The organism is Planococcus halocryophilus, from assembly GCF_001687585.2.
GTDB classification, from domain to species: domain Bacteria; phylum Bacillota; class Bacilli; order Bacillales_A; family Planococcaceae; genus Planococcus; species Planococcus halocryophilus.
The window spans coordinates 1,686,940-1,711,906 of record NZ_CP016537.2 but is presented as its reverse complement, the minus strand read 5'-3'; the positions used below and the strand labels follow the sequence as shown (position 1 = coordinate 1,711,906).

Below are 24,967 nucleotides of genomic sequence, written 5' to 3'. Positions count from 1 at the left end.
TAATTTATCAAAGGTGGAGTTGTATAAGTGATGTTAAAAAGCTTGATGCAGCGATTTCTTCAAATAACCAAGAGGTTTTATCGTCAGTAGACCCAAGTGCATTTTTGACGTATGAATTTGAAACTCAATTAAACAGTTTGTATATAGATAATCTAAATATAAATTAAAAAACTGCAACCTAAGAACAGGTGCAGTTTTTTATATTGATTGATCTAGATCTAATACGGTTATAAAATTCTTTAACGGCTTACGCATATAAAAACGCTAATAGATGAAACAAGGTAAGAGGAGAAGTTAAGATAAAAAGTGCTCTTTTAGTAAAATTTAATTTAAGTTTACATAATATAAATTATCGGAAGTATCGTTTCACTTAATGAGTATACTCAAGACAGTGAGACGGAATTGTTTTTTTCGTCGTTTTTCGTCATTTTAAGCTGATTTCTAGTTTAACTGTCTTTGTAGCATTTTCTGTTTAACGTTGTTTATAATTTTACAATTGATCAGCAAATTTAGTTACTGAAGAATTTTGGTTTTAAAAATTCTTCAGTAACATTTCTTTGTAAAAATTTCGTTCTAAATACAAATCATCATGTTCACATATTTAGGTAGCTTAAACTTACAAACTTCGCTAAACTACATCACCAGCAAATTCCACCGATGTCCATCCAAATCTGCAAATCCTGCGCCGTACAATCCATTTCGCTGTGTCGGCTCGCCAAACACAAATCCACCTGCTTGTTTCACTTTTCCAATCGTCTCATCAAGTTCTTCTTTAGTCTCTACTGAGATGGAAAATAATACTTCTGTCGACTCGTTTGTGTCTGTTAACTCATTTTGCGTAAACCCTTTAAATTGCTCGTCTGTAAATAACATGATTTGTACTTGTGGATTGCCGATTAATAAACCTAGCATTTGATCTGACTCACTGTGACTTTCCATGATTGGTATTCCAATATTGCTGAAAAACTCCTTCGATCGATTTAAATCGTTAACAGGTAAATTAATCCATAATTGCTTCATCATACTCAACCTTCTTTCTTTTTTTATTCGATTATCTTACATTTATTTTAGTATAATTATCAGAATATTCATATCTAAAAATGGTTTTTAAAGCTATTCTACTTGAAAATCTTTATCTTTAATAGATTTCCTATCAATTCTTGTATCGACTATTGAAATTATCTTTAAATTTATCGGTATTATACAGATTTTCTTATCAATTCTTGCTAAACTTAAAGAAAAAGAAATGAGCGATTTAATTGTCTGCAGCCACAAATCCAACCTTATTTCATAGCATTCAATCTTTTTCTATCCCATATGGTACGTCGGAATATCACCCGCTCCACCACCACCCCGCAACAGTGGAATTGCTGTTAGTGGTAGCTGGAACGGTTCACTGCAAAATTGATGGACAAACCTATTTAGCCCCTGCTGGAACTGTTCTTTTCATACAAGCAGGATCTTGGCATGAGCAACTGTATGCTGCTTCTGACATGCAAAGTGGCTATCGACTCACCTTTAGTGCCCAAATCCCTAAAAGTTACGCCGAATTACCACCTATTATTCCTATCAGTGAAATTGACAGCTTGAATTCGCTCTTAATGCAATTGAAGCAAGAACAAGAACATCCACGACCTGACTCTAACCAAATGGCACATCACTTGATCAACTCGATCTTGCTACACGTATTCCGCTCTGCGAATAAACAAGAATCATTCGGTTACTCAAATTCGGAAGAAACGATTCAAGAGATCAAGCATTATATGGAGGAAAACTATACAAAATCGCTGTCATTAGAAGAACTTGCTACGCGATTTGAGTTCAATAAATATCAATTAGCACGTCTTTTTAAGCAAGTTACCGGTGTGAGTCCGCTCCAATACATCATCTCTTGTCGTATCAATACAGCGAAATACTTACTATGTACGAGTGATAGTTCTGTCTCCAAGATAGCTAGTAAAATTGGATACAAAAGCGATACGCAGTTTCAAGCGGCATTTAAGAAAGTTGTGGGTGTTACACCAAGGCAATATCGGGTAAACCACAAATAACTTAGTTTTTTGTTTATAAAAATTAGTTAATTTAAAATATAAATGGTATTAGTTTGAAAATTCCTTTATTATACTTAACATAAATACTTATTGATGTGCGGGGCTACGAGAAGATGGTAGAAAATTTCGGATGACAAGGAGACCAAATTTGTGAAGAATGACAATAACAACGTGGACACTTCCATACACAAAAAATTGCCATTATCAACTGAATTGTTGTACGAGGATTTGTTTGATGACATTGTTCAACAAATTCCCATCAGTCTGTATGTACTAAATGGTTCAACTTACTCCTACGTAAATCCACATTTCTGCAAATTAGTGGGCTATGAGGAAAAGGGAATTTTAAATGGCACAGTTACTTTAGAAAACTTAATTCACCCAGAAGATTTATCAATTATTCAACAGCGAATATTTACTGAATATGATAGTAAAGACGCTTTTGCACGTTACCGTGTAAGAATTTACAGAAGTGACGGTCAATTACTTCATGTTGAAATCCATTCCACTAAAAAGAAGTGGCAAGGTAAAAACGTGCTGTTTGGCACTGTGATCGACATTACAGCTGAAGTAACAGCCGATCTAAAATTAAAAGAAAAAGAAGAACGACTTGATTCGCTCTTTACCTATAACCCAGATGCGATATTTACTTTTGATATGGAAGGGAATTTTCAATCAGCCAACCCGGGTTGCGAAATAATTTCGGGTTACACCAAGGAAGAAATATTGCAACTGTCTTTCACTCCCTTTATAGTTTCAGAAGATTTACCAAAAGCCTTTTTTCACTTTCACAACGCGTTAAATGGAAACGCGAGTACTTATGAAATTAGCATGATTCGAAAAGATGGAGAAACTAGAACGTTGCTGGTAACCAATTTCCCCATGAAGTCAGGTGGCAACATTGTAGGTGCTTATGGAATTGCGAAAGACATCACTGTTGAAACAGACTATAAAAAGCTGATGGAAGGAATGGGTTTTTTCGATCCCCTGACGCGTTTACCAAACCGTACCTTGTTTGAAGATCATGTAAAACGGGCGATAGAAAGCAAAGATTACAACGAAAAGAAACTTGCTGTGTTTTTCATTAATTTAGATCGATTTAAATTGATCAACGATTCGTTCGGCCATCAGTTCGGCGACGAATTTTTAAAAGATGTTGCGCACCGGTTATCCGAAAATATTGATCCAAGTTGTACGGTGGGACGATTTGCGGGCGATGAATTTGCAGTTCTGTTAAAAGGATTGGAACAACCTCAAGTTTTCCAGCTAGCAGCGCGATTTAATGACGCATTAGCCAAACCTTTTGAAGCCTTTGGACATTCGGTATCCATTACCGGGAGTATCGGGATAGCTTTTAGCAGCGGTCCCGATGAAAGTGTAGATGAGCTAATCAAGAAAGCGGACTCCGCGATGAACTACACTAAAAAACACAAAATCGCACAGTATACGGTTTATTCTGAAGAACTGGACCAACAGTCAGTTTATCGACTAACCATTGAAAGAGAGTTGAAATCAGCTCTCACCAAGCAAGAAATGTCACTTCATTATCAGCCCATCATCGATTTGAAAAATAATCGATTAAGTGCCATGGAAGCATTAATCCGCTGGAACCACCCAGATCTCGGGTTTATCCCTCCGGATTTCTTTATTCCGATTTCTGAAGAGACTGGCCAAATCGTATCTCTGGGAAGATGGGTTCTCTATACAGCATGCGCACAAAATAAAGCATGGCAAGATCAAGGTCAAACACCGATTAAAATCTGTGTCAACATCTCAACAATCCAATTGCAACAACTCGATTTTGTGCAGACCGTTATTGAGATTCTAAAAGAAACCGGACTAAACGCCCAGTGGTTGGAACTAGAAGTAACGGAAAGCATTTTGTTGGTTGATACAGAACTTCTGAAAAGCAGTTTACACCAGTTAAAAGAACTAGGTGTATCGATGTCAATTGACGATTTTGGTACAGGCTTTACCTCCCTTAGTTATTTGAGGCAATTTTCATTTGACCGCATAAAAATTGATCGCAGTTTTGTTGGGGATATCAGCAATGACCTAAACGGCAAAGCCATTACAGCTACTATCATTGCATTGGCGCATACTTTAAATATGACGGTCGTTGCTGAAGGCATTGAAGACGATACGCAATTAGCCTTTTTACAAGGCAAAAAATGCGATGAAGGCCAAGGATATTATTTTGGACGTCCCTTGCCTGCAGAGTTGCACGATTTGACCACGGTATATAAAAAATAACCAAAAAAAAAAGCGGAACGAAGAAAATCGTCCGCTTTTTTTTGGATTTAAGAAGGTGGTGTGCTGTCTTCTACAAACACGTCGATAATCACCGGTTTCCGGCTAACTTTCGCTTTTATCAGTGCTTGTCTCAGCTCGTCCCGATTTTTAGCGGTATAGCCTTCTCCGCCGCAAGCATGAGCAAAGGCGGCAAAGTCGATATTTGCTAAATCTACTTGGGTTGATTTGTTGCCCATTTCTTGTTGTTCATGTTCAATCAATTGGAGTTTTTGGTTATTAAAAACAACGAGAATCATCGGCAAGTCGTATTTAACTGCCGTGACGAAGTCTTGCATGCCCATTGAAAATCCACCATCCCCGAGTAAAGCCACAACTTGCTTGTCGGGATACGCCAGCTTCCCTGCAATGGCACCCGGAAGGCCGCAGCCCATCGTCCCGAGCCACGCCGACACCACGAGTTGTTGATTGTTTAGTTGCAAATAGCGTGCTGCCCACAACGTAATACTGCCAACATCGAGTGAGACGATGGCGTCCTCTTGTAAAATGCGTTGCACTTCCGCTATGACTTGTTGTGGCTGCAATTGGTGAGTTTCTGTATTCATGTCCTGTTGCAGCGTGTCATGCCACTGTTCACGCTTTTGCTGGTACGTTAAAAGGAAGGCATCTTCTTTTTCTGTTAGTTTGGCAGTCAACCAAGTAGCAGTTGGTGCCAGTTCACCCACTAGTCCAAGCAATACCGGATAATACTTGCCGATTACTTTCGGATCTGTATCAATTTGAATAGCAGCTACATCTGCAGGTAAATAAGCTCGGTATGGAAAAGCAGTACCCGCTAGGATCAGTAAGTCTGTTTCTTGCATAGCCTGTTCAGCCGGATCAGTACCTAACTTCCCCAATTGACCGAGATTATGTGGGTGGTCGTCCGGGATGATGCCTTTCGCTGGAAAAGAAGCAATTAATGGCGCTTTCAGCTTTTCTGCCAATGCCAATACTTCCGCTGTTCCACCTTTTGCCCCTTTACCGGCCAATATCACTGGTTTTTTTGCATCATTTAGCAATTTTAATGCGTCTTGCAAGTCTTCTTCAGAAGCTCGGATATTCGGTCTAGAAAAAATAGCGGACGTAAGTGGTTTTTCATGCTTGATTTTTGTGCTAAACAAATCACCTGAAACAATCAGCACTGCAGGCCCTTTTTCAGCGTAGGCAGTACGAATCGCTTGATTCAGCATATCCGGTAGTTGTTCTGCACGCTGAACGTGCCGATTATAGACAGCAACTTCCTCAAACAGAGATTCCATTTTAATCTCTTGAAACGTATCTGTTCCGACCAGCTGACTATTGACCTGGCCAACGATGGCTAGCACGGGTGTTTTATCTTTTTGCGCATCGTACAGCCCGTTTAAAAGATGAACCGCTCCGGGACCTGCAATTGATAAGCAAACTCCGATTTTTCCGGTCAATTTGGAATAAGCGGCAGCTGCTAATGCACCGGTTTCTTCGTGCCGAACTTGTATAAAACGGATGCTTTCTTCTTTTCTCAATTCTTCCATCATTTCATTAATCGAGTCTCCAGGCATTCCGTAAATGTGATTTACTTTCCACTCTCTGAGCAATTCAGCGACATAACTCCCTGCTGTTTTGTCGAACATGAATATCCCTCGCTCTCTAATGTTGACGCAAGCTTTTTTGTTCCTTATACCTCGAGTTAGGAAACGTTAAACACAAAAGACTCTTAAATTGCGAGTAGCAACAAAAGAGTCTGTTCATTTACGAATGTTTGCGATTTTTATCATAGTCTCGGTAAAACGTTTCTTCACGCTTTCGATCAATCAAGCTCCACACAAAGTAGATAATCGCAGCAATTGCAAAGACAAGTAATGAGGCATAAAAAACAAAGTCAAAATCCATCTCGCGTACAATCACTTCTTCGACACCTGCAACGTTTAAAAGACTATAGCTAATTTCCTCGTAGCCTATCCACCAAAATGCCAAAGGCAGACCAATTAATCCCCCTCCCAGCAATGAACCGAAAAACTTCTTCACATTGAATCCTCCTATCAGTCGTTAAATCAATCCATACGCGTTAGTTTTCATTTGTTAAAACCAATTCCTCCGTTTGCCCATTCCAGCTAATTTCGACTTGGATATTTTCGTCTTTTTGAATAACTGCGCAACCTCCGCAAGTTACCGTCCCAATATTTCCAGCTCCATTTTCTAACCCGACTCCAGTTCCATCGGACCCAGCAGAAGACGTTGTGATTTTGTAATCCACTGTTTCAGGTGCTTGTCCTTCGCCTGTATAAGTAACCGTTCCACTTTTTTCTTGGCTATCGACACCTGTAACATTTACTACATAATTCATATCCCAGTTGTCACTACTCCCTGTAAAATTGTATCGATCGGTATCGTTTCCGCAGGAGGTCAATAAAAGTAATGTCATCAACATGATTATCTTTTTAATAAAGAACCCTCCTAGAATAGATTACTTTTATCTAATATACCAAATAAAACCAGTTATCGCTCATACTAATTGAATATTCCCTTTATTTATAAAAATAAAAAAACAAGAGCGAGATCAACTTTCCTCTGCTCTTGCTTCTCATTATTGCTCGACTTGCTGTCGATGCCCAGTTAAAAAGAAAAAGGCAATCGTTCCGAGTATAGACGTTCCAAATAAAATAGCGCCCATTGGAACCGCTGAAGTTTCATTAATTCCAACGAGCGGGGATACCAGTGACCCAATAACTAAAGGCAACATCCCAACAACGGCACTCGCACTCCCTGCTCGGTGTCCCTGCCCTTTCATCGCCAACGTGAAAGAACTCGTAAAAATCATGCCAATCGCAATCATGTAAATAAAAATCGAAATCACAAGTGATGCGAGAGGTCCTTGGATGATCGTCATGATCAACAACACAAACGTAGCACTCACTGCCACAACGACCGCTCCTTGCAACAAACGATGCTCGGAAACAATGCCGCCAAACTTCCCAATGATAAAACTACCAAGAATCATGGCGATGCCGTTAATACCAAACAACACACTAAAAGTTTGAGGTGAAACGCCGTAGATCTCTTGGTAGACAAAAGGTGTTCCGGCAACATAGGCAAAACTGCCACCATGGATTAAGCCGACGACTAATGCGTACCCAATATAAGGGCGTTCTTTAAACAAACTGGCCATTGTCTGAACCGAATGTCTGATGGAGCTTGGCACACGTTGTTCAGGAGGCAAGGTTTCAGGCAAGCGCAATGTCACAACAATCACCATCATCACCCCAAGCAATCCAAGAAAATAAAAAATCGTTTCCCATCCTGCAAATGGCAAGGCTAGTATCGCGCCACCTGCAATAGGTGCTGCCATCGGAGCTACCGCGTTAATCACCATCAATAACGCAAAAAACTTCGTCATTTCTCGCCCTGTAAACACATCACTTACGACCGCTCTTGATAACACCACACCACCAGATGCAGTAAATCCTTGGATAAAGCGAGCCGCAACTAGGGTCTCAATGTTCGGGGCAACAGCACAAAGAACAGACGACAGCGCAAACAAAATAACGGAGATAATGAGAGGCTTCCGTCTCCCTATCGCGTCACTAAATGGCCCAACGACGATTTGCCCAGCAGCGAGTCCGATTAAACACGCAGTTAAACTAAGCTGTACTAACGACACGTGTGCATCGAGTTCATCAGCGATTGCAGGAAAAGCCGGCAAATACATATCGATATTCAGCGGCGCTAAAATTCCAAGCATGCTGAGGATCAATGCGAGACCCAGCCGTTTTCTTCCTTTCGGGTTTTGCATCATATCTTACTAACACCTTTCACTTCTATATATATCCTCCATTACTATACAGCATTTTCATGATTGGTGGCAGTAGCTATTACGAAGATTCCTCCCTCTTTGGCATGACAACGTTAAGAGTAAATGATGTTATCTCATGTTTTTGCTTCTTTTCTTGTTGATTTAGTGGCTTTGTTTTGAATTTGCAATTAAATCCTTAAGTAGATAACTACATTTATAATAAAAAAACCATATCGCTCTTTTTCCTTTAATTAATATCCCCTAAATACGCAGCGTTTTTTTTATTATCCGCAAATTGCTGGACTGGCAACCGAATCTCTTTTGGATAAATGCGGTACTCCTGTAAGTTTTGGATTGCTACCCACTCCGTGCCAATTTGATGAGAATCAGGATTAGACGGAACTGGCACTTCTACCGGTTGAGCATCGATTGTACAAACAAAATAAAATTCAATTTGGTGAACGTCTCGATCATGCGCATGTTCATGGTTTTTGCCTATGTATTCGCGTATATGTAACAGTTCTCCCACTGTAACTTGGAAACCTATTTCTTCTAAGCATTCTCGTTTAATAGTTTGGACTAATACTTCCCCGTGTTCTTGTCCCCCGCCAGGAAACAAATAAAAAATGCCTTCTGCGTCTTTATTTTTTGTCAGTAATACGTGCCCTTCTTTTTGTATAACGGCTTTGGCTGAATTGCGTATATGCATTTTATAAGCTCCTCTGTTTTAAGATAAAACTAAACTAAAAAGCGATATCCCGCTCTGACACTAGATTGGAAGTTTATCGAGCCGATAATCCAACCCTAACGTCTCCATCCATCTATTTAACCCTGTCCATAAACTTTCACAAAGCTGATAAACCGTTTCCGTATCAGTCAGCTGTCCATTTTTCACTTGCTGCACAATTTCCCTGTAACCAGAAGGCAAGGACTTCATCTGTAAGGATTCTTCATAAGTTTTAGCTCTTGTACTGTAGTATGTATGATTTGCGAGACCGATTAACTTGGCTGTTTCCCATACTAAATCGTTTGCGCCAAGTGGGATGTAGTTGTGGTTGCCGCTATGGTAACTATTACGAATTTTTGCCATGGTCTCGTATGGCTCCCCCACCATGAATTCTTTCATAACACGGTGAGCAGATGAACTCAACGCTTCAAAAGGCAAGCTTTTCACTTGTTCAAACAGGTTTGTAGGATCGTATACAGGTAAAACATGGATAAACGCTCCTGCTTTGATCGCCCAAGCATCATCAATCTTTTTGGCTTTCTCAAAAAACGCCTGCTTGTCATAAAAACCGATCTCGATTTTGAACCGATCATAAACAAATTCAAAATATTCTAAGCGATGATACTCTTTTGTCACCACATGCATTTCAATATCTGAATACGGTCCTTCTGTCTCTAACGCTATAGAGCCATATACGCCGATGGCTAGTAGCTGCTCCCCGTAAGCTGCCAACAACCGGTCTTTTAATACAGCGATCATTTCTAACTATTCACTTCTAGTTGTAGAAGCAGGATACGCTAGCAATACAACTACCTCCTTACATAACATCTCTTTCTGCTTACAAACAGTCGAAAGTTTTTCCCCGCCATTTACAAGTTAAAATGATCTTTAACTTTCACCGCAACGCTTTTAGGACATAGATGTGTATTATCAATCCGCATATAATTTGGTTCTTGAATTTCATTTGGCAACGAATTTAACCGATATTTATTCATCGATTCGATCAATTCAAGTTCAGATGCTTCGGTGTTTCGCTTTGTAGGTTTGTGTTGGAGGCGATGCGCCGAGCGATTCCGCTCCATACGTTCGGTGACTTCCGCCTCAAGTTCAACAAAATAAACTTCTCCACCGGCCGCTTCAAAAATCGACCGTGTTTGTTCGACAAAATCCCAATCCTCTTGGCAATCAAAAGCCCATACATAGGTAAAAATCATGCCTTCTTCCTTACTTTTGGCGAAAGATTTGAAGATCTCTTGACGAAACATGGTTGAAAGCCGCCACGTTTCGTCACCAAATTCAAACAAAGGATGCAACAGTTCAAGGGTCATATGATTGTGAAACAGTTTTAACGATGTGCTTTTTTCGAGTTCATGTCCGATCGTCATCTTGCCGACAGCTTGTGGACCAAATAGCATGATAAATTTCATTAGATCCTCCTATTGATCAGTAAAGAGTATGTGTAACGAACTTACGCTCCCGCTTGGTCAAATTGCTGGGAGCGATTGGCTTTTTGTTTCTTGGATTCCTGTACAATAATGACCGAGCTAATCACCATGATCATGCCGAGGTATTGCCACGTTGATAGCGTTTCATTAAAAATAAAGAACCCTACAACCGAAGCAACGACAGGTTCAATTGTTGCGATAATGGAGGCGCGGCTTGACTCGACATATTGAAGACCTTTTGTGTAGAAAATAAATGGCAACATTGTTGAAAGAAAGCCAAGTCCAATTACCAGTCCAAGTACTTTTAAGTCCGTCAATGTAGAAAGTTTCGAACCTAATCCACTAAAAGGGACAATGGCCACGGTCGCGAAAAGAAACGTGTATACCGTAACGGTTAACGAGTCATATTTTGATAGGGCTGCTTTTCCAAATATGCTGTAGAGAGCATAGAAAAATCCTGATCCGAGTCCAAGGATTAATCCATAAAGTGAAATTGATGCGGTAGAACTAGAAAAGATTCCAATAACAAGCGAGCACCCTATTAACGTAACGAGGAGGGCTGTGAGTTTGCGAGCGGTTAATGCTTCTTTAAAAAAGATTCGCGATAAAATCGTCACAAACGCAGGTGCTGTATACAGCAAAATAAAAGCAATCGAAATAGAAGACTCTCTCATCGAACTAAACAAACACCAGTTAAAGAGAACAATACTAATAATACCTGTACCTATGAAATACCTAGAATCCTTCACCTTTATTTTGAACAACTGCCGATTTTTCATCAAAACATAAGGAACCATAAAGATGGAAGCTGTTAACACACGCACAGCGACAACTTCAAGTGGCGTAAACCCTACTTCATAAAGGTAGGTGACAAAAACTCCGATAACACCCCATAGTGAAGCGCCGATTGCAATAAGTAGCCACGCTGATTTATTTTCCATCCTATCCCTCCTACCTATAATCCATTTATACTACCATAGGACGCATTAAACCATCCAAAAATAGCTGAATTTCTCTCGTGTTTATCTTGATCTTGCTTAGATAGATTTACTGGGCTAAATAGAGTCGGTTTATAATTACTTGAACTTTTTTTATCGACAATCCTCTGTCGTCCATATTTGAATTATTTAAGAAAACTTAAAAAAGATGACTCCGGCACAATACCGAAGTCACCTAATCGCAGCCTAACTGCAGGGTACCTTTTTTATAATATCATTTGTTAGTAAATTATTACATATTCAGCAGGGATTCATCTTTACTTGCCTGTTTTATACCATTAGTGTTGCATAAATTTAGTTTAAATATTGGCAACTCATAAAATCTTCGTAATTAGTATTTTGAATACGGTGAACAAAACTCTCTCTATAAAAGAAGTTAGGTGCTTCCCTACATCTAAATGTTTTTGGAATGATACCTTAAGTTTTAATAATCCTCTATTTACATAAGCTAGTGGTATATTTATGACAAAAGACTATAGATGAAGTTGTTGATATAATGGCTAAGTAAAATGATATTTTAGCTAATGGAGTGATTAAGATAGATTTATCTATAACCAATTAGGCAATTTTAAAGAGACCTATCTTTACAAAGCAAAGCTAGGGGGATCTTTATGGAAAGTAAACCCAAAATCAAAATTGTTGATGATGCAGAATTACGAAATGAAATAGTGGAAAACACTGAACTACTTGATCAAATAGAACTGGCTAAATGGGCAATTAGTGTCGCAGAGCATATACTTCCTTATCTCGAACAAGAATTTCCTCAAGATGCAAAAATACTAAATGCAATTAAAATAAATAAACTCTGGCAAAAAGATGAGGCAACAGTTCATCAAGTTAGACAAGCTGGTTTTAAAGTCCATCAAGTCGCCAGACAATGTAAAGAAGAAACAGCCAGGACTGCGGCAAGGGCTGTTGGGCAAGCCATCGGGGTTGGTCATATGAGAGGCCATGCAATGGTAGCTACGGATTATGCGATTAAGACAATTAACCTTGCTTTTAATAATGATCTGAAAAAGGCAAGAGAAGAAAGAGAATGGCAATTGCGTGAACTATATAAGTATATCCAAGGTGGCAAGTTCGATTAGGTTATTATTGTCCATACGTGAGCACGATAGTTACGTAACCGTTTGAAAAAGAGTTGCTAGGTAGTGCACCCCGAAAGTTAGATTTGAACTCTAAATTTCGAGGTATTTTTATATGACAAAATTTTCTATAGATTAAGCGGAAATAAATGATTGGATATGAAAATAGTTTCGACAATCCTCTGTTTGTTATACTAAAATGGTATATTTATGGAAAGTAATTATATTAAATAATCGGTATATACGAGGGGCGATAATAATGAATAAGCGAAAAGAAGCTACACCTAATTTTATAATAGTGATGTCCATTATTTTCGGCCTATTTGTAGTTTTTCAAAGTGTTCAAGTTATTAGCACGCCTCATACATTCGTAAGAGTTGTAAACTTAATCTCTATAATTATTTTATCTGGAGCAATAGGAGCCTTCATTAGAGAAATATTTATTTTAAAAAAAGAATAAATATTAATTTATTTCTACAGCTATCGAGTGCGATTGTTGAGTAAACGTTTTTTTAAAAAAGATAGCTTTGGCTACTCTTTTTTTGCTATCTCTTTTGTTCTAGTTTAAAGGGGCAAGTAGTTTTAATAGTGTATAAAATCCTCTGTTGTCAGTAACTTACTCTTCATTTTCAAATAATAAATACAAAGTTATATATCTGGGTTTGATATCAAATCATTTCCTTTTAAAAATCTCAAATGAAATTTAGGAGCAAGTTTCACGAGAAAAAATGTAACTGTATTTTTGTCTCTCCTTTTGACTACACTCTGCCGAATTCCCTTTTTAAAGAGATCCGTTTTCCCAACTTTTATTTTCCTACAGACAATCCTCTGTTTTTTTAACCGAATGGTATATTTATAAGAAGAATTCGTCATAGGAGTTGAAAAGATGATAAAAGCTGTCCTATTTGATTTAGATGGAACTTTGTTAAATCGTGACGCCTCAGTAAAAGCATTTATTGACAACCAATACGATCGATTGAAGAATTGGGTTGGTCACGTCCCGAAAGAACACTACATGACTCGATTTATCGAACTCGATAAGCGTGGGTACGTTTGGAAAGACGCGGTCTATCAACAATTAACCCAAGAATTCACTATTTCCACGATCACTTGGGAGGAATTGCTTCAAGATTACATCCGTGAATTTCAATTCCATTGTGTCCCTTTTGATCAGTTACTTCAGATGTTAGAAGATTTAAAGAGTAAAAACATTCTACTCGGTATGATCACAAACGGTTATGGACAATTCCAAATGGACAATATCAAGGCGTTAGGAATTGAAAACTATTTTGATGTCATCTTAGTGTCTGAGTGGGAAGACATCAAAAAGCCAGACCCTGAGATTTTTAAACGAGCTTTACGAAAACTTGATGTATCCTCAAAGCACAGTATATTTGTTGGAGATCATCCTGAGAATGATGTAAAGGCTGCACAAGACATCGGAATGAAAGGGATTTGGAAAAACGATAGTCAATGGGCGAATGTTGATGCTGATTTCACAGTGGATGATTTGAAAGAATTGCCATTACTCGTTGAAGATTTAATGAAAGAAATAGAAGTCACTTAGAATACACTTTTATAGTTATTGAGCATTAAGTTAAAGACGTTGCTCTTTCATGTAAAGCTACAACGAGGGCTGTTGATTGATGACTTATTGGCATGTTGGATTAAATAATAATATAATTAAGAGAGATTAATCTTCAACAAACAAGCCATATTACTGCGTTCTGCAAAAATAACTGGAAGGAATCTAGATGAATGAAAATCGAGATAAGGAAATTGAGAAAAGGCGAAAAAATCCCGATGGAATTATTACTACTGGCTGACCCTTCGAGTGAAATTGTTGAAGAATACATCAATAGAGGCGAATGTTTTATAGCTGAATTGGGACACCAAACTGTTGGTGTTTATGTCTTACTTCCAACAAGACCCGAGATAGTAGAGCTTGTGAATGTTGCTGTCATTGAAGACCAGCACGGTAAGGGGATAGGCAAACAACTAGTTTTGGATGCAATAAGAGTAGCTAAAACAAAAGGTTATAAAACAATTGAAATCGGAACGGGAAATTCAAGTGTAGGTCAACTGGCTCTTTACCAAAAATGTAGATTTAGAATAATTGGTATAGATATGGACTTTTTCATTCGGCATTATTCTGAGGAAATCTTTGAAAACGGTATTCAATGCAGAGATATGATTCGATTATCTCAAGATTTATAAGGTAAAAAGCTTTCCACAAACGGATGCAGTTGTTGAGTAAACGTTTTAGAAAAGAAGATATACGATGGTAAATTACTAGAGCTTGTACTTTGATGCGGAGGTATTTATGATCACTCACTATTATTTAGGTTGGTTTACCGTTTTTTTCCCTGAGCGACTGAGTCAAGTGTTACGGGAGGATATAACGGATAGAAAATCACTCGTTATGATTAGCTCAAATCCATTAGACGCTAAAGTAGATGGTGCTGTTGAACGCACATGGCTTGACCATGCTGGCATCTTATTTGATGACTACTATTTAATCAATCATGGCATAAAAAAAGAAGATGCTCATACCTTGATTCAGAACGCTTCCGTCATTTTCTTACTAGGTGGCGATACGCTAAAGCAAAATGAGTTTTTAATGGCTTACGGATTGGCGGAATGCATCCGGAAAAGTAATGCCGTTGTGATTGGAGCAAGCGCTGGTGCGATTAATATGTCAGCTAAATGGCTATGCTCAAAAAACTTTGGCTATCCAGTTGAAGAAAACACTGTTTACGACGGAATTGGTCTTGGCAATTTTTCCGTTTTGTCTCATTTTGACCTTGAAAATAACATGACCTTGTTTCAAAGCGAACTGTCTTCCATATCAGAAAAAATGATGATTTATGCATCGAATAAGGATTGCGCGCTGCGTACAAAGGGAGATAAAATTGATATTCTTGGCAGTGTATATATTTTTTCTCACTCAGAGATACGAAAGTTAGAGGAAACATTCTAGTTATCTCAAACAGCTTTAGTTACTTTACATATATACAACGCTTGTTTAGCAATGATGCTTAATACGTTTTGGACCAGCTAGTTTTTATTACATGTATCGCCAATCCTCTAATGTTTATATTAATTAGAGTTCAAAATTGGTTCCATAAATTTCACATATAAAATGAAACTCAGCAATCTTTATACTAAGGTTGCTGAGTTTCATTTTACTATATGCAAAATAAGGTTCGAAATTGTAATATGCGCTTAACCACTAAGTTTACAATTTTAGTTATATCTCATTTTTCTCTTACCTACTAAAATATAAACTAAATAACCGACTACATTAAAAATAGCAAAAGCAATAATCCAGGCAATATTTAGTCGTCTATGATGATAGGCATTAATTGTTGCCCAAATTGTGAATAGAGTTGCATAGACGGCTAATCCTGAAAATAAAATAATTCCCATCCAGCTGCCGATAAGTCGTGTTTCCATTTGAACATACCACTTATCCCCCCACCACTTCCATAAGGGTAAAAGTTCGCTAGTAGCCAATCTGGAGACCAAACAGACTTACTGTATTGATACTCAGGTTTTGCGCTCTCTACGTAATCAAATACGGAATTTACACCTACACCACTGACGTTATAGATTTCAACTTTTGAAATTTGATCTGTTCCATCGATTAAAGCAGCAATTTCAGTTTTCATTGAATCGGTTAGCGAACCTTGGCTAGTTAAAATTTCGTGTACAGCTGAAGCAACTTCGGAATTCTCTGAGGCATTTTCATTTTCGTATGCAGAAATTAATCCGACTGCCACAATACTTAACAGTAGAACGGTTATGGCTAAATAGAGAATCCAATTAGCAAATATTCGTTGTGCCTTAAATAACTGACCAACTACCGAACGCATTTCTTGTTCTCCACCAAAACGTTCAATAGCAAGTTGAATTGCTTCTTTCTCTGATTTCCCTTCTTGTTTCAACTCATGAACAGCTTCTAATAAGTGGCTTTTCATTTCTTTTTTTGATTCATTAATCTCTTTTTTGTTTCCACCGACACCTTGATACAATTCCTCAACATACGCTTCTATTTGTTTCATCCTATTCTCCCCTTTCTAAAAATAAGTCCATCAGTTTTTTTACAAATTCCCATTCTGAGCGTTTTTCTTCAAATCCTTTTTCACCTACAGGTGTGAGTTTGTAATATTTCCTTCTTCCTCCTGGTCCTTGTTCATCGCCCCAGTAAGAAGTGATCCATTCACTTTTTTCTAATCGCTTTAAAGATAAATAAAGTGTTCCTTCTTTTAACTCGAATTGGTCTCCACTTTTTTCACGGACAATTTTAGCTATTTCATACCCATACATATCTCTGCCATGTAAAAGAGAAAGAATTAATGTATCAATATGACCTTTTAATACCTCTTTACTAATTTCCATTTTCACACCCCTTTAGATTACTTTATTTCATATTACTCTATAATACAAGGTATTATTTTAAAAATAAAAATTCTAAAAAGAGGTTATTCAGCATGCACTTAAACACTTAAGTTTGTAGATGAAAGTAAAGACAATCCTCTATTGATTATTAATGGGGTTCCATAGATATCGAATTTCATCGCATTTTAATCAGACTTCTGCAATTATAGACAAAAAAATCCCCTGGAGAGAAAGAATTGAAATACAATTCTTTCTCTCCAGGAGATATTAATACAAAGCATGTTAGTTTCCGCTCAAATGAGCAGCGATAAACAATAAAACATAATAATCACTCAAAAATAACCTAAACTCTTGAGCTTCTCATAAACAATCCACGAATACTTTTTTCTTCCCTTACTGTTTAAATGGTCGGAATCGATAAAATACTCTTTGTTGTCTGTGAAACGCTTATCGTTCATATAATTTAAAAAAGGGACATCTGTTTCAAGAGTGTTTAAGTACTGAAAAACAAGTCGATTCATGACTTCTTCATCGAAATGTTCTTGGTATGTCTTGTGTACGGGCTCCATGGTTAGAATGACCTCGTAGCCCTGCTCTTGACAATATTCCAATATTTCCTTTAACTGCTCTACGTTTTGTTCAATGTAATTATGTTCAATTGCTTTTCTATATTGCTCTTCTACGTATTCGGTTTTTCTTTCTGCATAATTTTTGCCATTATTCGCCCAAGATTGATGAGAAGTCCATTTAAAGCCTTTCCATTTGCTTGAGAGCGCAGAAGTAAAATTGTCACTATTTGTGCCTGGAAAATACATGTACTTATAATAATCCAACAATCGAAACGATTCAATTTGCGTACGATCTAAAATTTCATAATAACGTCCTTCGTCTACATCCTCGTTCTCACTATTTATGAACGTCATTTGAGAAATGGATAAAATGACGACCCCATCCGATTTCAAATACTCGCCGTACTCTTTTAACAATTTAAAGTCGTATTCGAGTGCCTGACCAGGCAGTGCCAAATCCAAGTGAGCCAAACCCGTCGGCTTAAAATAATACCCATACATGGAATGAGAGGCACCTAAATTGATGACGTCAACAGGATACGGATCTTTCTTAAACGTCAAGATGTCGTCGTTGATGTTATAACTCCGAGACTGCTTTACAAAGTTATTGACTGGTATAAACAACAGTAAAGCCACAGTGATGATAATAGTTAACTTAATGAATAAACGGCCCATGGCAAATCCTTTCGATCTTGTACTCTTTTTACTAAACTGATGGACTGGCACGCACATGAGTCAGTTGATTTACAGTTAAAACCCACCGTAAACAAACCCTTGACCTGTAGCACCAAACACCAGAACTGAGACAACGATTAAAACATAAACGGCAAAACGAGCAACTGCCGGGCGTTGCGATAGCCAGTTCCACGTTGACGTATTGTTTCTTTCGATGTAATGATACAGTTGCATAACGATAAAGAAAAAGCTGAAAATCACTAAGTCGAGTAGCGAAAACATCTCAAACGCTACAATAATTCCAGATGGGTTCCACGAACTAGGCGATAAGAAATGTTGCGCATTTTCAAATGCAGCGGTAACGGAATCCGATCGGAAGAACACGCGCGAAAAACACACGAGCAAAAAGGTAGTGGTGATTTTCATCCATTTATGCAGCGATGGACTTTGATCCAAGTGAATAAATGTTGCCATCTTCCCACGAAAATGTTTTGTGTGATCTCCAAAAGCACGGTAAAACCCGTGAATTAGACCCCATAAAACAAAAGTCCAAGCCGCACCATGCCAAATGCCACTTATTAAAAACGTAATCACAATGACTAAATAAATTTCACTTCGCTTCTTTTTCCCTTTGCATAGCGGAACAAAGATATAGTCTCTGAGCCATGTCGAAAGCGTAATATGCCACCTGTTCCAGAAATCCGCAATCGAAACGGCAAAATGCGGTTGCTTAAAGTTTTCCGTTAGTTTTATCCCAAGCATTCGTGCACAACCAATGGCAATGTCGCTGAGTGCAGAAAAATCAGCGTACAATTGAACCGAGAACAGGATCGTCGCTAGGACAATTTGAGAACCTGTTGGGTCAGGACTATCGTAAACACTCGCTACAATTGGAGCGAGTCGATCCGCAATCAATGTTTTCTTAAAAAATCCCCATGCAATTCGCTTCATCCCATAGCTTATGTTGTCATAGTTTAAGGTTTGTTCAACTTTGAATTGAGGAAGCAATTTCTTAGCACGTTCAATCGGTCCGGCAACCAATTGAGGGAAAAATGCAAAATAGATTGAGAAATAGCCATAATGTCTTTCTGCTTTTTGCTTGCCTCTAGAGATGTCTACAAGGTAACTGACTGCCTGAAAGGTATAAAAAGAAATGGCTAAAGGCAGGATAATCTCTTGATATGGTATGGCATAATTCCAATTCATGTATGTTGAAATGGCTCGAATAGAGTCATTTACAAAATTAAAGTATTTAAACCATCCGAGAAAAAACAGCAATACGCAAATTCCAACTAGCATGGCTCTTTTCTTCTGTTGTTTAGTTTCCTGTTTTTCAATGACTATTCCCGTAAAATAAGTAAACACCGTGCTTACAAGTAGTAACAAGATAAAGTAGCCACTCAATGTAGCGTAAAAACTGTAACTTGCGGCTAGTAAAAGAACCCATCTCCACCTGTGTGGGATTAAATAATACGTAAAAACGATACCTGCAAAAAATAACAGAAACTCAATTGATATAAAAGTCATCCAATCACCTGATCAAAAATAAACTTAAGATTTTACATAAAACGAGATAAAAAATAACCCTGAACCTATTCAGCTTTCAGTAGTTATGTTTTTGTCATATCTATTACATCTCCTGTATCGGGCTCAGGTGATCGTAAATTATCTATCTTTAAGTAACTCGGAATATAGTATCTTCCCAAAAAGGTTACGTGGGAATTCCTCAATTCTGATAATCTTAACGCCCCTTAAGTTTAATTTTTCCTTAATTATTTTTTTAATTTGAAGCTGATCTTCTCTTAATGTGTAAATGATCATTTGGTCATCTGTCCCCGCGCAGACACAATCATGACCATGCTCATTTAAAAGTTCTTCCACTTCATCTAAGCTAATGCGGCTTCCAGCGACTTTAATAATTCTTTTGATTCGTCCAGTTATAAAGAAATAGCCGTCCTGATCAAAGTAAGCCAAATCACCTGTGTGCAGCGACCCATTGTTCTCATCTTTTTTCGACAGATCAACTAACGACTCCGCATACCCTAAAGAAACATTGGGTCCTTTGTAAATCAATTCACCGATTTCATGAGGTGTTGTAATGTTGTTGCCATTGTCATCTTGCAGCATCAGTTCGCCACCTGGAATAGCAATCCCAATGCTTCCGGCTTTAACAAGGGTTTTTTCGGCCGGTAAATAGCTCATCCGCGCTGTTGCTTCTGTTTGCCCATACATAGTAAAAAATTGAATCCCTTTTTGACTACACATATCTGCAAATTTAGCGGATAGCTCTGGGCTTAATTTGCCGCCTGCTTGCGTTAGTTTTTTCAAACTTGGAAGATCCATCTCTTCAAACTTCAGCCGATGGAGCATCTCATATATGAAAGGAACTCCCCCAAAAGTTGTTGCTCCCTGCTCTTTGCATAAGTCCCAAAACTCCTTTTTTATGATCGATGCATCCGTGACAATAATCGTCGCTCCGCAAATGAAATGACTGTTGATGATCGACAGTCCATAAGAGTAATTCATTGGAAGTGTTGTGATCGGTTTATCGTCTGCCTTAATCTCAAGGTACTTCACAATGGATTCAGCATTTTGGAAGATGTTTTCGTAACTTAAGCGAACAAATTTGGGGCTGCCAGTACTTCCTGAGGTCGTTAAAAGGAGCGCAAGATCTTCATCTAGCTCCTGTTGAATAAATGTCGGACATTTAAATAATGAGTAATCTCCAAACACGAATATACTATCCATTGTGTTTAAAAGGTCTTGGTTTCCACTACTCGCCCAAATGTACGCAGGCTTATAAAGCTCGATTAGTTTTTGCAACCGCTCCACCTGGATAGATGCATCTAACAAGACAGGTACAACATGCCCTCTCATAAAGCCCACGTAACCAAATATAGACTCTTTATTATTTGAAGATAAACAAAAAACCAGCGTTCTTTCACCTACATGACTGCAGATTTCGTCAGCAACCTCTACCATTTCAGCGTAAGAGTATTCTCTTTCAGCATATATAGCGGTTTGGTTTCCGAACTTCTCAAGCTTTTTGAACCTATTCATTTACAAAGTCTACTCCTAAACGATTCAAAAGCTCTTTTCCTGCCTTATACGAATCGAATTCTGTCATCCATTCAGCATCTATTGAAACATCAAAAACCTCTTCCATCGTAGAAATCAGAATCATATGCCCAAGAGAATCCCATTCTCTTGTTTCGCCTAATGCTAACTCTTCACTTACCTGGTCTTCTTCTAATTCCAACGCATCCATAAAAGCATTTCTATATTTTTCGATATTGTTCATCATTTCCATCCTTTCAATATTACGTTCACTAGCATCTATGTGAAAGTCTTGTTTGCTCGAACCGTTTCTATATCTGACAAACTTTCTAGAGATCAGCACTTGCATCAGCGTAACGATGGCTTATATATACGTTTCTTGCCTTTATCTCTTCCTAAGGGTATCTTTCAATAATCTTATTGAAAATGATTCTCATAATCAAGTATAAGTATATGAAAAGAAAAGTCAATATCGATTTGCCGTCAGAAAACATAGAATGAGTACTGTGGATTACTCGATTGAAAAGGACTTCAAGAAAACAGTAACATGTCATGCGAGTAGCAGAATAACTCCGACAGTTCAGTTATTCTGAGTAAAGTGGTGAACATCAATTAACCTTAGATATTTTGATGAATAAGTTCGATGCATTTTAAGCTAATGTATAATAAAAATGAGGTGCAAAATCAGCTACACAAGAAGTATTATTTAGAAGTGAAATTGGATAGTAATGGATATTCAGCTTCTATAGAAGACAATACGAGAACCGTAAAAGATACCGGAAAATAAAACACCTCTATTGATCATGAACCGACGGAAATGCTGCATTTAGATATTTAAAAACACTTTTTTCAACAACTTGGTGTTTATAAAAATGAAGGAGTGTGTAGGTATGGAACTTGGAAAAGAATATTTGAAGGTGATTCAAGAAAGATTTCAAAATGTTAAGGATCTTGGGGATAGAACCATCAATCAATTATCTGAGACTGATATACACTGGAGATTAAACGAGGCTTCTAATAGCGTAGGATTTACAGTCAAGCATGTCAGTGGAAACATGGTATCTAGGTGGTCTGATTTTTTAACGACGGATGGAGAAAAACCTTCTAGAAATCGTGATCAGGAATTTGAAGATACTATTTTAACGATACAAGAAATGATCATTATGTGGGAAAAAGGCTGGAATACGTTTCTTGGTACATTGAATGGTTTAGAAAGCCAAGATTTATTAAAAAAAAGTCACTATTCGAGGTGAAAAACACACTGTATTAGAAGCAATCGAAAGGCAACTAACTCATTATGCTTGTCATGTTGGTCAAATTGTTTATATTGGAAAGCAATTAAAAGATGAGAATTGGGAAACGCTTAGCATTCCAAAAGGAAAATCGGAAGAGTATTTGCATGGGAAGCTAAAAAAACATCAATCGTAAAGAGTGAAAACACTTTTTAACAGTACTTTATAGAAAGAACGGAGAATTAATATAGATGTTATATGTAATTGGCACCGTTGCCCTTGTTATTTTACTCATTAATTTCATCGTTGGTTTCCTTTTGCTCAATATTCGCGACAAGAACTACTGGGTGATATCGACTGTCACTAGCTTGTTATTTACATGAGTCTTTATTGCGATTTTAAATTTATAATTCATCACAAAAACCGTCTATCCATGTAGATTCTCATGAATAGACGGTTTTTTAATTTAATTCACTTTTTTCCCTCGCCCCCAGTACATTTCCCGCAACTGGAATTTCTGCAATTTACCAGTTGCCGTTTTAGGCAAAGCTTCAACAAAGTCTACAGATTTTGGCACTTTAAAGCGCGACATGTTTTCACGCGTATAATCCAAGATTTCTTGCTCAGTTACTTGTGCTCCTTGATGCAGCACAATAATGGCTTTTGGTACTTCCCCCCACTTTTCATCCGGTACTGCAATCACAGCAACTTCGGCGATTGCGGGGTGTTTATACAAGACGCCTTCGATTTCTGTAGAGGAAATGTTTTCGCCTCCAGAAATGATCATGTCTTTAATGCGATCTTGAATTTCGATATAACCATCCGGATGTGTCACGGCCAAATCTCCTGTGTAAAACCAGCCATCTCGAATCGCTTCAGCCGTTTTTTCAGGATCTTTGTAATATCCTGCCATAACGACGTTGCCACGCGTGACAATTTCACCCAGTTCTTTTCCGTTCCATGCCACTTCTTCTCCATTTTCTTGATTAACCACTTTGGTTTCTCCGTTAAAAGCGAGCTCTATTCCTTGACGTGCTTTAATAGATGCTTGTTGTTCAGGGTCCAAATCATTAAATTCGTTTTTCCATTCGCAGTAAAGGATAAACGGAGACGTTTCAGTCAAGCCGTACACATGCATCATATTCAATCCTAGAATGCTTTGCGCTTTCGCAATCAGCGCTGCAGCAGGTGGCGCACCTGCAGTTCCCATACGTATTGTTTGGGTCAATTCAATTTCTTTCGCTTTTGGTTCATTAACGAGCATATTAACAACTGTCGGCGCACCGCAAAGTGAGGTGATGCCATGACTTTCAAATAAATCCAAAATTAGCGGTGGGTCTACTTTACGTAAGCACACATGCGTAGCTCCCGCTGCAGTAATGGCCCAAACGCCGCCCCATCCGTTTGTATGAAACATTGGCAAGGTATGCAAATATACGTCATCGAATTTAATTTCCAAATGATGCAAGAAGTTGGCAGCATTCAGGTAATTAGTGCGATGCGTTTGCATCACGCCTTTTGGACTGGACGTGGTACCACTCGTATAATTTAACGACAGCATTTGGTTTTCATCTAAATCGATGTGAGGCACTTTTGCATCATCCGGAACATTCCCGATAAATGCTTCGTAATCTTCCCCGTTAATCGTCGATTCAAAGCCATCTACAGCCACAACAATGTACTTTTCAATCGGTAGCTCGTCTTGTACTTTTTCAAGCATTTTGCCGAACTCCGCATCGACAATCAGCATTTTTGCGTCGCTATGTTTTAAAATATACGTTAAATCTTTTGTAGACAAGCGGTAATTAAGCGGAACAATAACCGCTCCAAGAGGTATAATGCCGTAAAAACATTCCAGCATTGCGTGATTATTTGGCAGCATCACTGCCACATGGTCTTTGTTGCCAATCCCTGCATTATGTAGTGCGGTAGTGAGTTGGTCTACTCGTTTGCCAAACTCTTTGTATGTAAACTTTTTGTCTCCATCAATCACCGCCACTTTCTCCGGATAGTATTTGACCGCGCGGCGTTTCCAGTCAAGTGGTGTTAACGTTGCCAGCATAATATGACCCCTCTCTTGTAAAAAGCTAAACTGTTATATAGCAAGTATAAATAGCGCCTCCAACTGTGTCAATGAAGTTGTTGGAATCGATTGACAATTTAGATAAATAAAAAACCCACAAGCTGATTTATCAGCTTGTGGGTTTCGTTTAGAGAATTTTTAGATGCCGGTTTTCGCGAACGATTCAATGCGCGTTCCAATAGCATCACGAACCGTTTGGAACACAGTCCACTTTTCTTCTTCTGTGCCTTGGGCTTTTGCTGGATCTTCAAAGCCCCAATGTTCGCGACGAATATGAGCCGGAGTTACCGGACATTTATCTGCTGCATCCCCGCAAAGAGTCACGATAAAATCTGCGCGATTAAGCAAGTCTTCATCAATGATGTCTGAAGTTTGAGTGGAAATATCAATACCTACTTCATTCATTGCTTTCACCGCATTCGGATTTAATCCGTGCGCTTCAATTCCAGCGCTGTATACATCCCACTCTGTTGCTAAATGTAGTTTTGCCCATCCTTCAGCCATTTGGCTACGGCAAGAGTTTCCTGTGCATAAAAAATAAATAATTTTTTTTGTCATAAATAGTTCTCCTTTTTACAAACAT

At 38.2% G+C, this 24,967-nt stretch carries 24 protein-coding genes and 1 pseudogene; 8 read left to right on the top strand and 17 right to left on the bottom strand.

All coding sequences use genetic code 11. The annotated features are described in order from the left end of the window. Positions 1-633: 633 nt before the first annotated feature. On the bottom strand, positions 634-1,023 hold the full coding sequence (locus BBI08_RS08615; protein WP_065527980.1) for a VOC family protein: 390 nt from the start codon (positions 1,021-1,023) through the stop codon (positions 634-636). A gap of 236 nt (positions 1,024-1,259) precedes the next feature. Here BBI08_RS08615 and BBI08_RS08610 point away from each other — a divergent pair, with 236 nt between their 5' ends. Together BBI08_RS08610 and BBI08_RS08605 are read left to right on the top strand one after the other, a co-directional pair. Beyond that, positions 1,260-2,051: an AraC family transcriptional regulator gene (locus BBI08_RS08610; protein ID WP_008496403.1), complete on the top strand. Its 792-nt coding sequence runs from the start codon at positions 1,260-1,262 to the stop codon at positions 2,049-2,051. A gap of 150 nt (positions 2,052-2,201) precedes the next feature. Continuing rightward, the gene (locus BBI08_RS08605) at positions 2,202-4,304 is read left to right on the top strand and encodes a sensor domain-containing protein (protein ID WP_008496402.1); all 2,103 of its coding nucleotides are present in this window, start codon (positions 2,202-2,204) and stop codon (positions 4,302-4,304) included. A 47-nt stretch (positions 4,305-4,351) separates the two neighbouring features. Here BBI08_RS08605 and BBI08_RS08600 read toward each other — a convergent pair whose 3' ends face one another. The 8 genes from BBI08_RS08600 to BBI08_RS08565 form a co-directional block, all read right to left on the bottom strand. After that, positions 4,352-5,953, bottom strand: coding sequence for a pyruvate oxidase (locus BBI08_RS08600; protein ID WP_008496401.1), 1,602 nt, complete (start codon positions 5,951-5,953; stop codon positions 4,352-4,354). A 118-nt stretch (positions 5,954-6,071) separates the two neighbouring features. Continuing rightward, entirely contained in the window at positions 6,072-6,347 is a 276-nt protein-coding gene (locus BBI08_RS08595) for a hypothetical protein (RefSeq protein ID WP_008496400.1), read from the bottom strand. A gap of 40 nt (positions 6,348-6,387) precedes the next feature. Continuing rightward, positions 6,388-6,666, bottom strand: coding sequence for a hypothetical protein (locus tag BBI08_RS08590; RefSeq protein WP_008496399.1), 279 nt, complete (start codon positions 6,664-6,666; stop codon positions 6,388-6,390). Between the two features lie 240 nt (positions 6,667-6,906). Beyond that, positions 6,907-8,115, bottom strand: coding sequence for a Bcr/CflA family efflux MFS transporter (locus tag BBI08_RS08585; RefSeq protein ID WP_008496398.1), 1,209 nt, complete (start codon positions 8,113-8,115; stop codon positions 6,907-6,909). A gap of 244 nt (positions 8,116-8,359) precedes the next feature. Beyond that, positions 8,360-8,821, bottom strand: coding sequence for an NUDIX domain-containing protein (locus BBI08_RS08580; protein WP_065527979.1), 462 nt, complete (start codon positions 8,819-8,821; stop codon positions 8,360-8,362). Positions 8,822-8,881: 60 nt separating this feature from the next. After that, the gene (locus BBI08_RS08575) at positions 8,882-9,598 is read right to left on the bottom strand and encodes a kanamycin nucleotidyltransferase C-terminal domain-containing protein (RefSeq protein WP_008496395.1); all 717 of its coding nucleotides are present in this window, start codon (positions 9,596-9,598) and stop codon (positions 8,882-8,884) included. Between the two features lie 110 nt (positions 9,599-9,708). Continuing rightward, the gene (locus BBI08_RS08570) at positions 9,709-10,266 is read right to left on the bottom strand and encodes an AAA family ATPase (protein ID WP_008496394.1); all 558 of its coding nucleotides are present in this window, start codon (positions 10,264-10,266) and stop codon (positions 9,709-9,711) included. Between the two features lie 41 nt (positions 10,267-10,307). Beyond that, positions 10,308-11,225: a DMT family transporter gene (locus BBI08_RS08565; RefSeq protein ID WP_008496393.1), complete on the bottom strand. Its 918-nt coding sequence runs from the start codon at positions 11,223-11,225 to the stop codon at positions 10,308-10,310. 668 nt (positions 11,226-11,893) lie between these two features. Here BBI08_RS08565 and BBI08_RS08560 point away from each other — a divergent pair. The 5 genes from BBI08_RS08560 to BBI08_RS08540 all read left to right on the top strand — a co-directional run bounded on the left by BBI08_RS08560 (position 11,894) and on the right by BBI08_RS08540 (position 15,347). Then, entirely contained in the window at positions 11,894-12,370 is a 477-nt protein-coding gene (locus BBI08_RS08560; RefSeq protein WP_008496392.1) for a putative immunity protein, read from the top strand. 256 nt (positions 12,371-12,626) lie between these two features. Beyond that, positions 12,627-12,827 (top strand): hypothetical protein, encoded by a 201-nt coding sequence (locus BBI08_RS08555; RefSeq protein WP_040850373.1) that lies wholly within the window; start codon positions 12,627-12,629, stop codon positions 12,825-12,827. A 426-nt stretch (positions 12,828-13,253) separates the two neighbouring features. Beyond that, positions 13,254-13,934 (top strand): HAD family hydrolase, encoded by a 681-nt coding sequence (locus BBI08_RS08550; RefSeq protein WP_008496391.1) that lies wholly within the window; start codon positions 13,254-13,256, stop codon positions 13,932-13,934. Positions 13,935-14,131: 197 nt separating this feature from the next. Next, positions 14,132-14,584, top strand: a complete 453-nt coding sequence (locus BBI08_RS08545) for a GNAT family N-acetyltransferase (protein ID WP_040850420.1) — start codon at positions 14,132-14,134, stop codon at positions 14,582-14,584. A gap of 106 nt (positions 14,585-14,690) precedes the next feature. Further along, the gene (locus BBI08_RS08540; protein WP_065527978.1) at positions 14,691-15,347 is read left to right on the top strand and encodes a Type 1 glutamine amidotransferase-like domain-containing protein; all 657 of its coding nucleotides are present in this window, start codon (positions 14,691-14,693) and stop codon (positions 15,345-15,347) included. 421 nt (positions 15,348-15,768) lie between these two features. Here BBI08_RS08540 and BBI08_RS08535 read toward each other — a convergent pair whose 3' ends face one another. The 6 genes from BBI08_RS08535 to BBI08_RS08510 all read right to left on the bottom strand — a co-directional run bounded on the left by BBI08_RS08535 (position 15,769) and on the right by BBI08_RS08510 (position 21,418). Next, complete coding sequence (locus BBI08_RS08535; RefSeq protein ID WP_237146585.1) at positions 15,769-16,431, bottom strand: permease prefix domain 1-containing protein; 663 nt, start codon at positions 16,429-16,431, stop codon at positions 15,769-15,771. A gap of 1 nt (position 16,432) precedes the next feature. Next, complete coding sequence (locus tag BBI08_RS08530; RefSeq protein WP_008496387.1) at positions 16,433-16,768, bottom strand: PadR family transcriptional regulator; 336 nt, start codon at positions 16,766-16,768, stop codon at positions 16,433-16,435. 332 nt (positions 16,769-17,100) lie between these two features. After that, positions 17,101-18,012, bottom strand: a complete 912-nt coding sequence (locus BBI08_RS08525; RefSeq protein WP_008496386.1) for a hypothetical protein — start codon at positions 18,010-18,012, stop codon at positions 17,101-17,103. A gap of 75 nt (positions 18,013-18,087) precedes the next feature. Beyond that, positions 18,088-19,539: an MBOAT family O-acyltransferase gene (locus tag BBI08_RS08520; protein WP_065527977.1), complete on the bottom strand. Its 1,452-nt coding sequence runs from the start codon at positions 19,537-19,539 to the stop codon at positions 18,088-18,090. Between the two features lie 138 nt (positions 19,540-19,677). After that, positions 19,678-21,072, bottom strand: coding sequence for an AMP-binding protein (locus tag BBI08_RS08515; RefSeq protein ID WP_008496385.1), 1,395 nt, complete (start codon positions 21,070-21,072; stop codon positions 19,678-19,680). Further along, a complete protein-coding gene (locus BBI08_RS08510; RefSeq protein ID WP_237146584.1) occupies positions 21,065-21,418 on the bottom strand; it encodes an acyl carrier protein in 354 nt (117 codons plus the stop codon). Before BBI08_RS08510 ends, BBI08_RS08515 begins: the two co-directional genes overlap by 8 nt. A gap of 541 nt (positions 21,419-21,959) precedes the next feature. Between BBI08_RS08510 and BBI08_RS08505 the strand changes: the two are divergent. Next, positions 21,960-22,497: pseudogene (locus BBI08_RS08505) on the top strand (DUF1572 family protein). Positions 22,498-22,767: 270 nt separating this feature from the next. Here the strand turns inward: BBI08_RS08505 and BBI08_RS08500 are convergent. Continuing rightward, positions 22,768-24,363, bottom strand: coding sequence for a long-chain-fatty-acid--CoA ligase (locus BBI08_RS08500; protein ID WP_008496380.1), 1,596 nt, complete (start codon positions 24,361-24,363; stop codon positions 22,768-22,770). Between the two features lie 159 nt (positions 24,364-24,522). Beyond that, entirely contained in the window at positions 24,523-24,942 is a 420-nt protein-coding gene (gene arsC, locus BBI08_RS08495) for an arsenate reductase (thioredoxin) (RefSeq protein WP_065527976.1), read from the bottom strand. Between the last annotated feature and the right edge of the window lie 25 nt (positions 24,943-24,967).

Coding starts and splice junctions, on each gene's coding strand:
- BBI08_RS08615 (WP_065527980.1), bottom strand. CDS start 1,023: ATGATGAAGCAATTATGGATTAATTTACCTGTTAACGATTTAAATCGA.
- BBI08_RS08600 (WP_008496401.1), bottom strand. CDS start 5,953: ATGTTCGACAAAACAGCAGGGAGTTATGTCGCTGAATTGCTCAGAGAG.
- BBI08_RS08590 (WP_008496399.1), bottom strand. CDS start 6,666: ATGAATTATGTAGTAAATGTTACAGGTGTCGATAGCCAAGAAAAAAGT.
- BBI08_RS08585 (WP_008496398.1), bottom strand. CDS start 8,115: ATGATGCAAAACCCGAAAGGAAGAAAACGGCTGGGTCTCGCATTGATC.
- BBI08_RS08580 (WP_065527979.1), bottom strand. CDS start 8,821: ATGCATATACGCAATTCAGCCAAAGCCGTTATACAAAAAGAAGGGCAC.
- BBI08_RS08575 (WP_008496395.1), bottom strand. CDS start 9,598: ATGATCGCTGTATTAAAAGACCGGTTGTTGGCAGCTTACGGGGAGCAG.
- BBI08_RS08570 (WP_008496394.1), bottom strand. CDS start 10,266: ATGAAATTTATCATGCTATTTGGTCCACAAGCTGTCGGCAAGATGACG.
- BBI08_RS08565 (WP_008496393.1), bottom strand. CDS start 11,225: ATGGAAAATAAATCAGCGTGGCTACTTATTGCAATCGGCGCTTCACTA.
- BBI08_RS08560 (WP_008496392.1), top strand. CDS start 11,894: ATGGAAAGTAAACCCAAAATCAAAATTGTTGATGATGCAGAATTACGA.
- BBI08_RS08555 (WP_040850373.1), top strand. CDS start 12,627: ATGAATAAGCGAAAAGAAGCTACACCTAATTTTATAATAGTGATGTCC.
- BBI08_RS08550 (WP_008496391.1), top strand. CDS start 13,254: ATGATAAAAGCTGTCCTATTTGATTTAGATGGAACTTTGTTAAATCGT.
- BBI08_RS08540 (WP_065527978.1), top strand. CDS start 14,691: ATGATCACTCACTATTATTTAGGTTGGTTTACCGTTTTTTTCCCTGAG.
- BBI08_RS08535 (WP_237146585.1), bottom strand. CDS start 16,431: ATGAAACAAATAGAAGCGTATGTTGAGGAATTGTATCAAGGTGTCGGT.
- BBI08_RS08530 (WP_008496387.1), bottom strand. CDS start 16,768: ATGGAAATTAGTAAAGAGGTATTAAAAGGTCATATTGATACATTAATT.
- BBI08_RS08525 (WP_008496386.1), bottom strand. CDS start 18,012: ATGGGCCGTTTATTCATTAAGTTAACTATTATCATCACTGTGGCTTTA.
- BBI08_RS08520 (WP_065527977.1), bottom strand. CDS start 19,539: ATGACTTTTATATCAATTGAGTTTCTGTTATTTTTTGCAGGTATCGTT.
- BBI08_RS08515 (WP_008496385.1), bottom strand. CDS start 21,072: ATGAATAGGTTCAAAAAGCTTGAGAAGTTCGGAAACCAAACCGCTATA.
- BBI08_RS08510 (WP_237146584.1), bottom strand. CDS start 21,418: ATGCAAGTGCTGATCTCTAGAAAGTTTGTCAGATATAGAAACGGTTCG.
- BBI08_RS08500 (WP_008496380.1), bottom strand. CDS start 24,363: ATGCTGGCAACGTTAACACCACTTGACTGGAAACGCCGCGCGGTCAAA.
- arsC (WP_065527976.1), bottom strand. CDS start 24,942: ATGACAAAAAAAATTATTTATTTTTTATGCACAGGAAACTCTTGCCGT.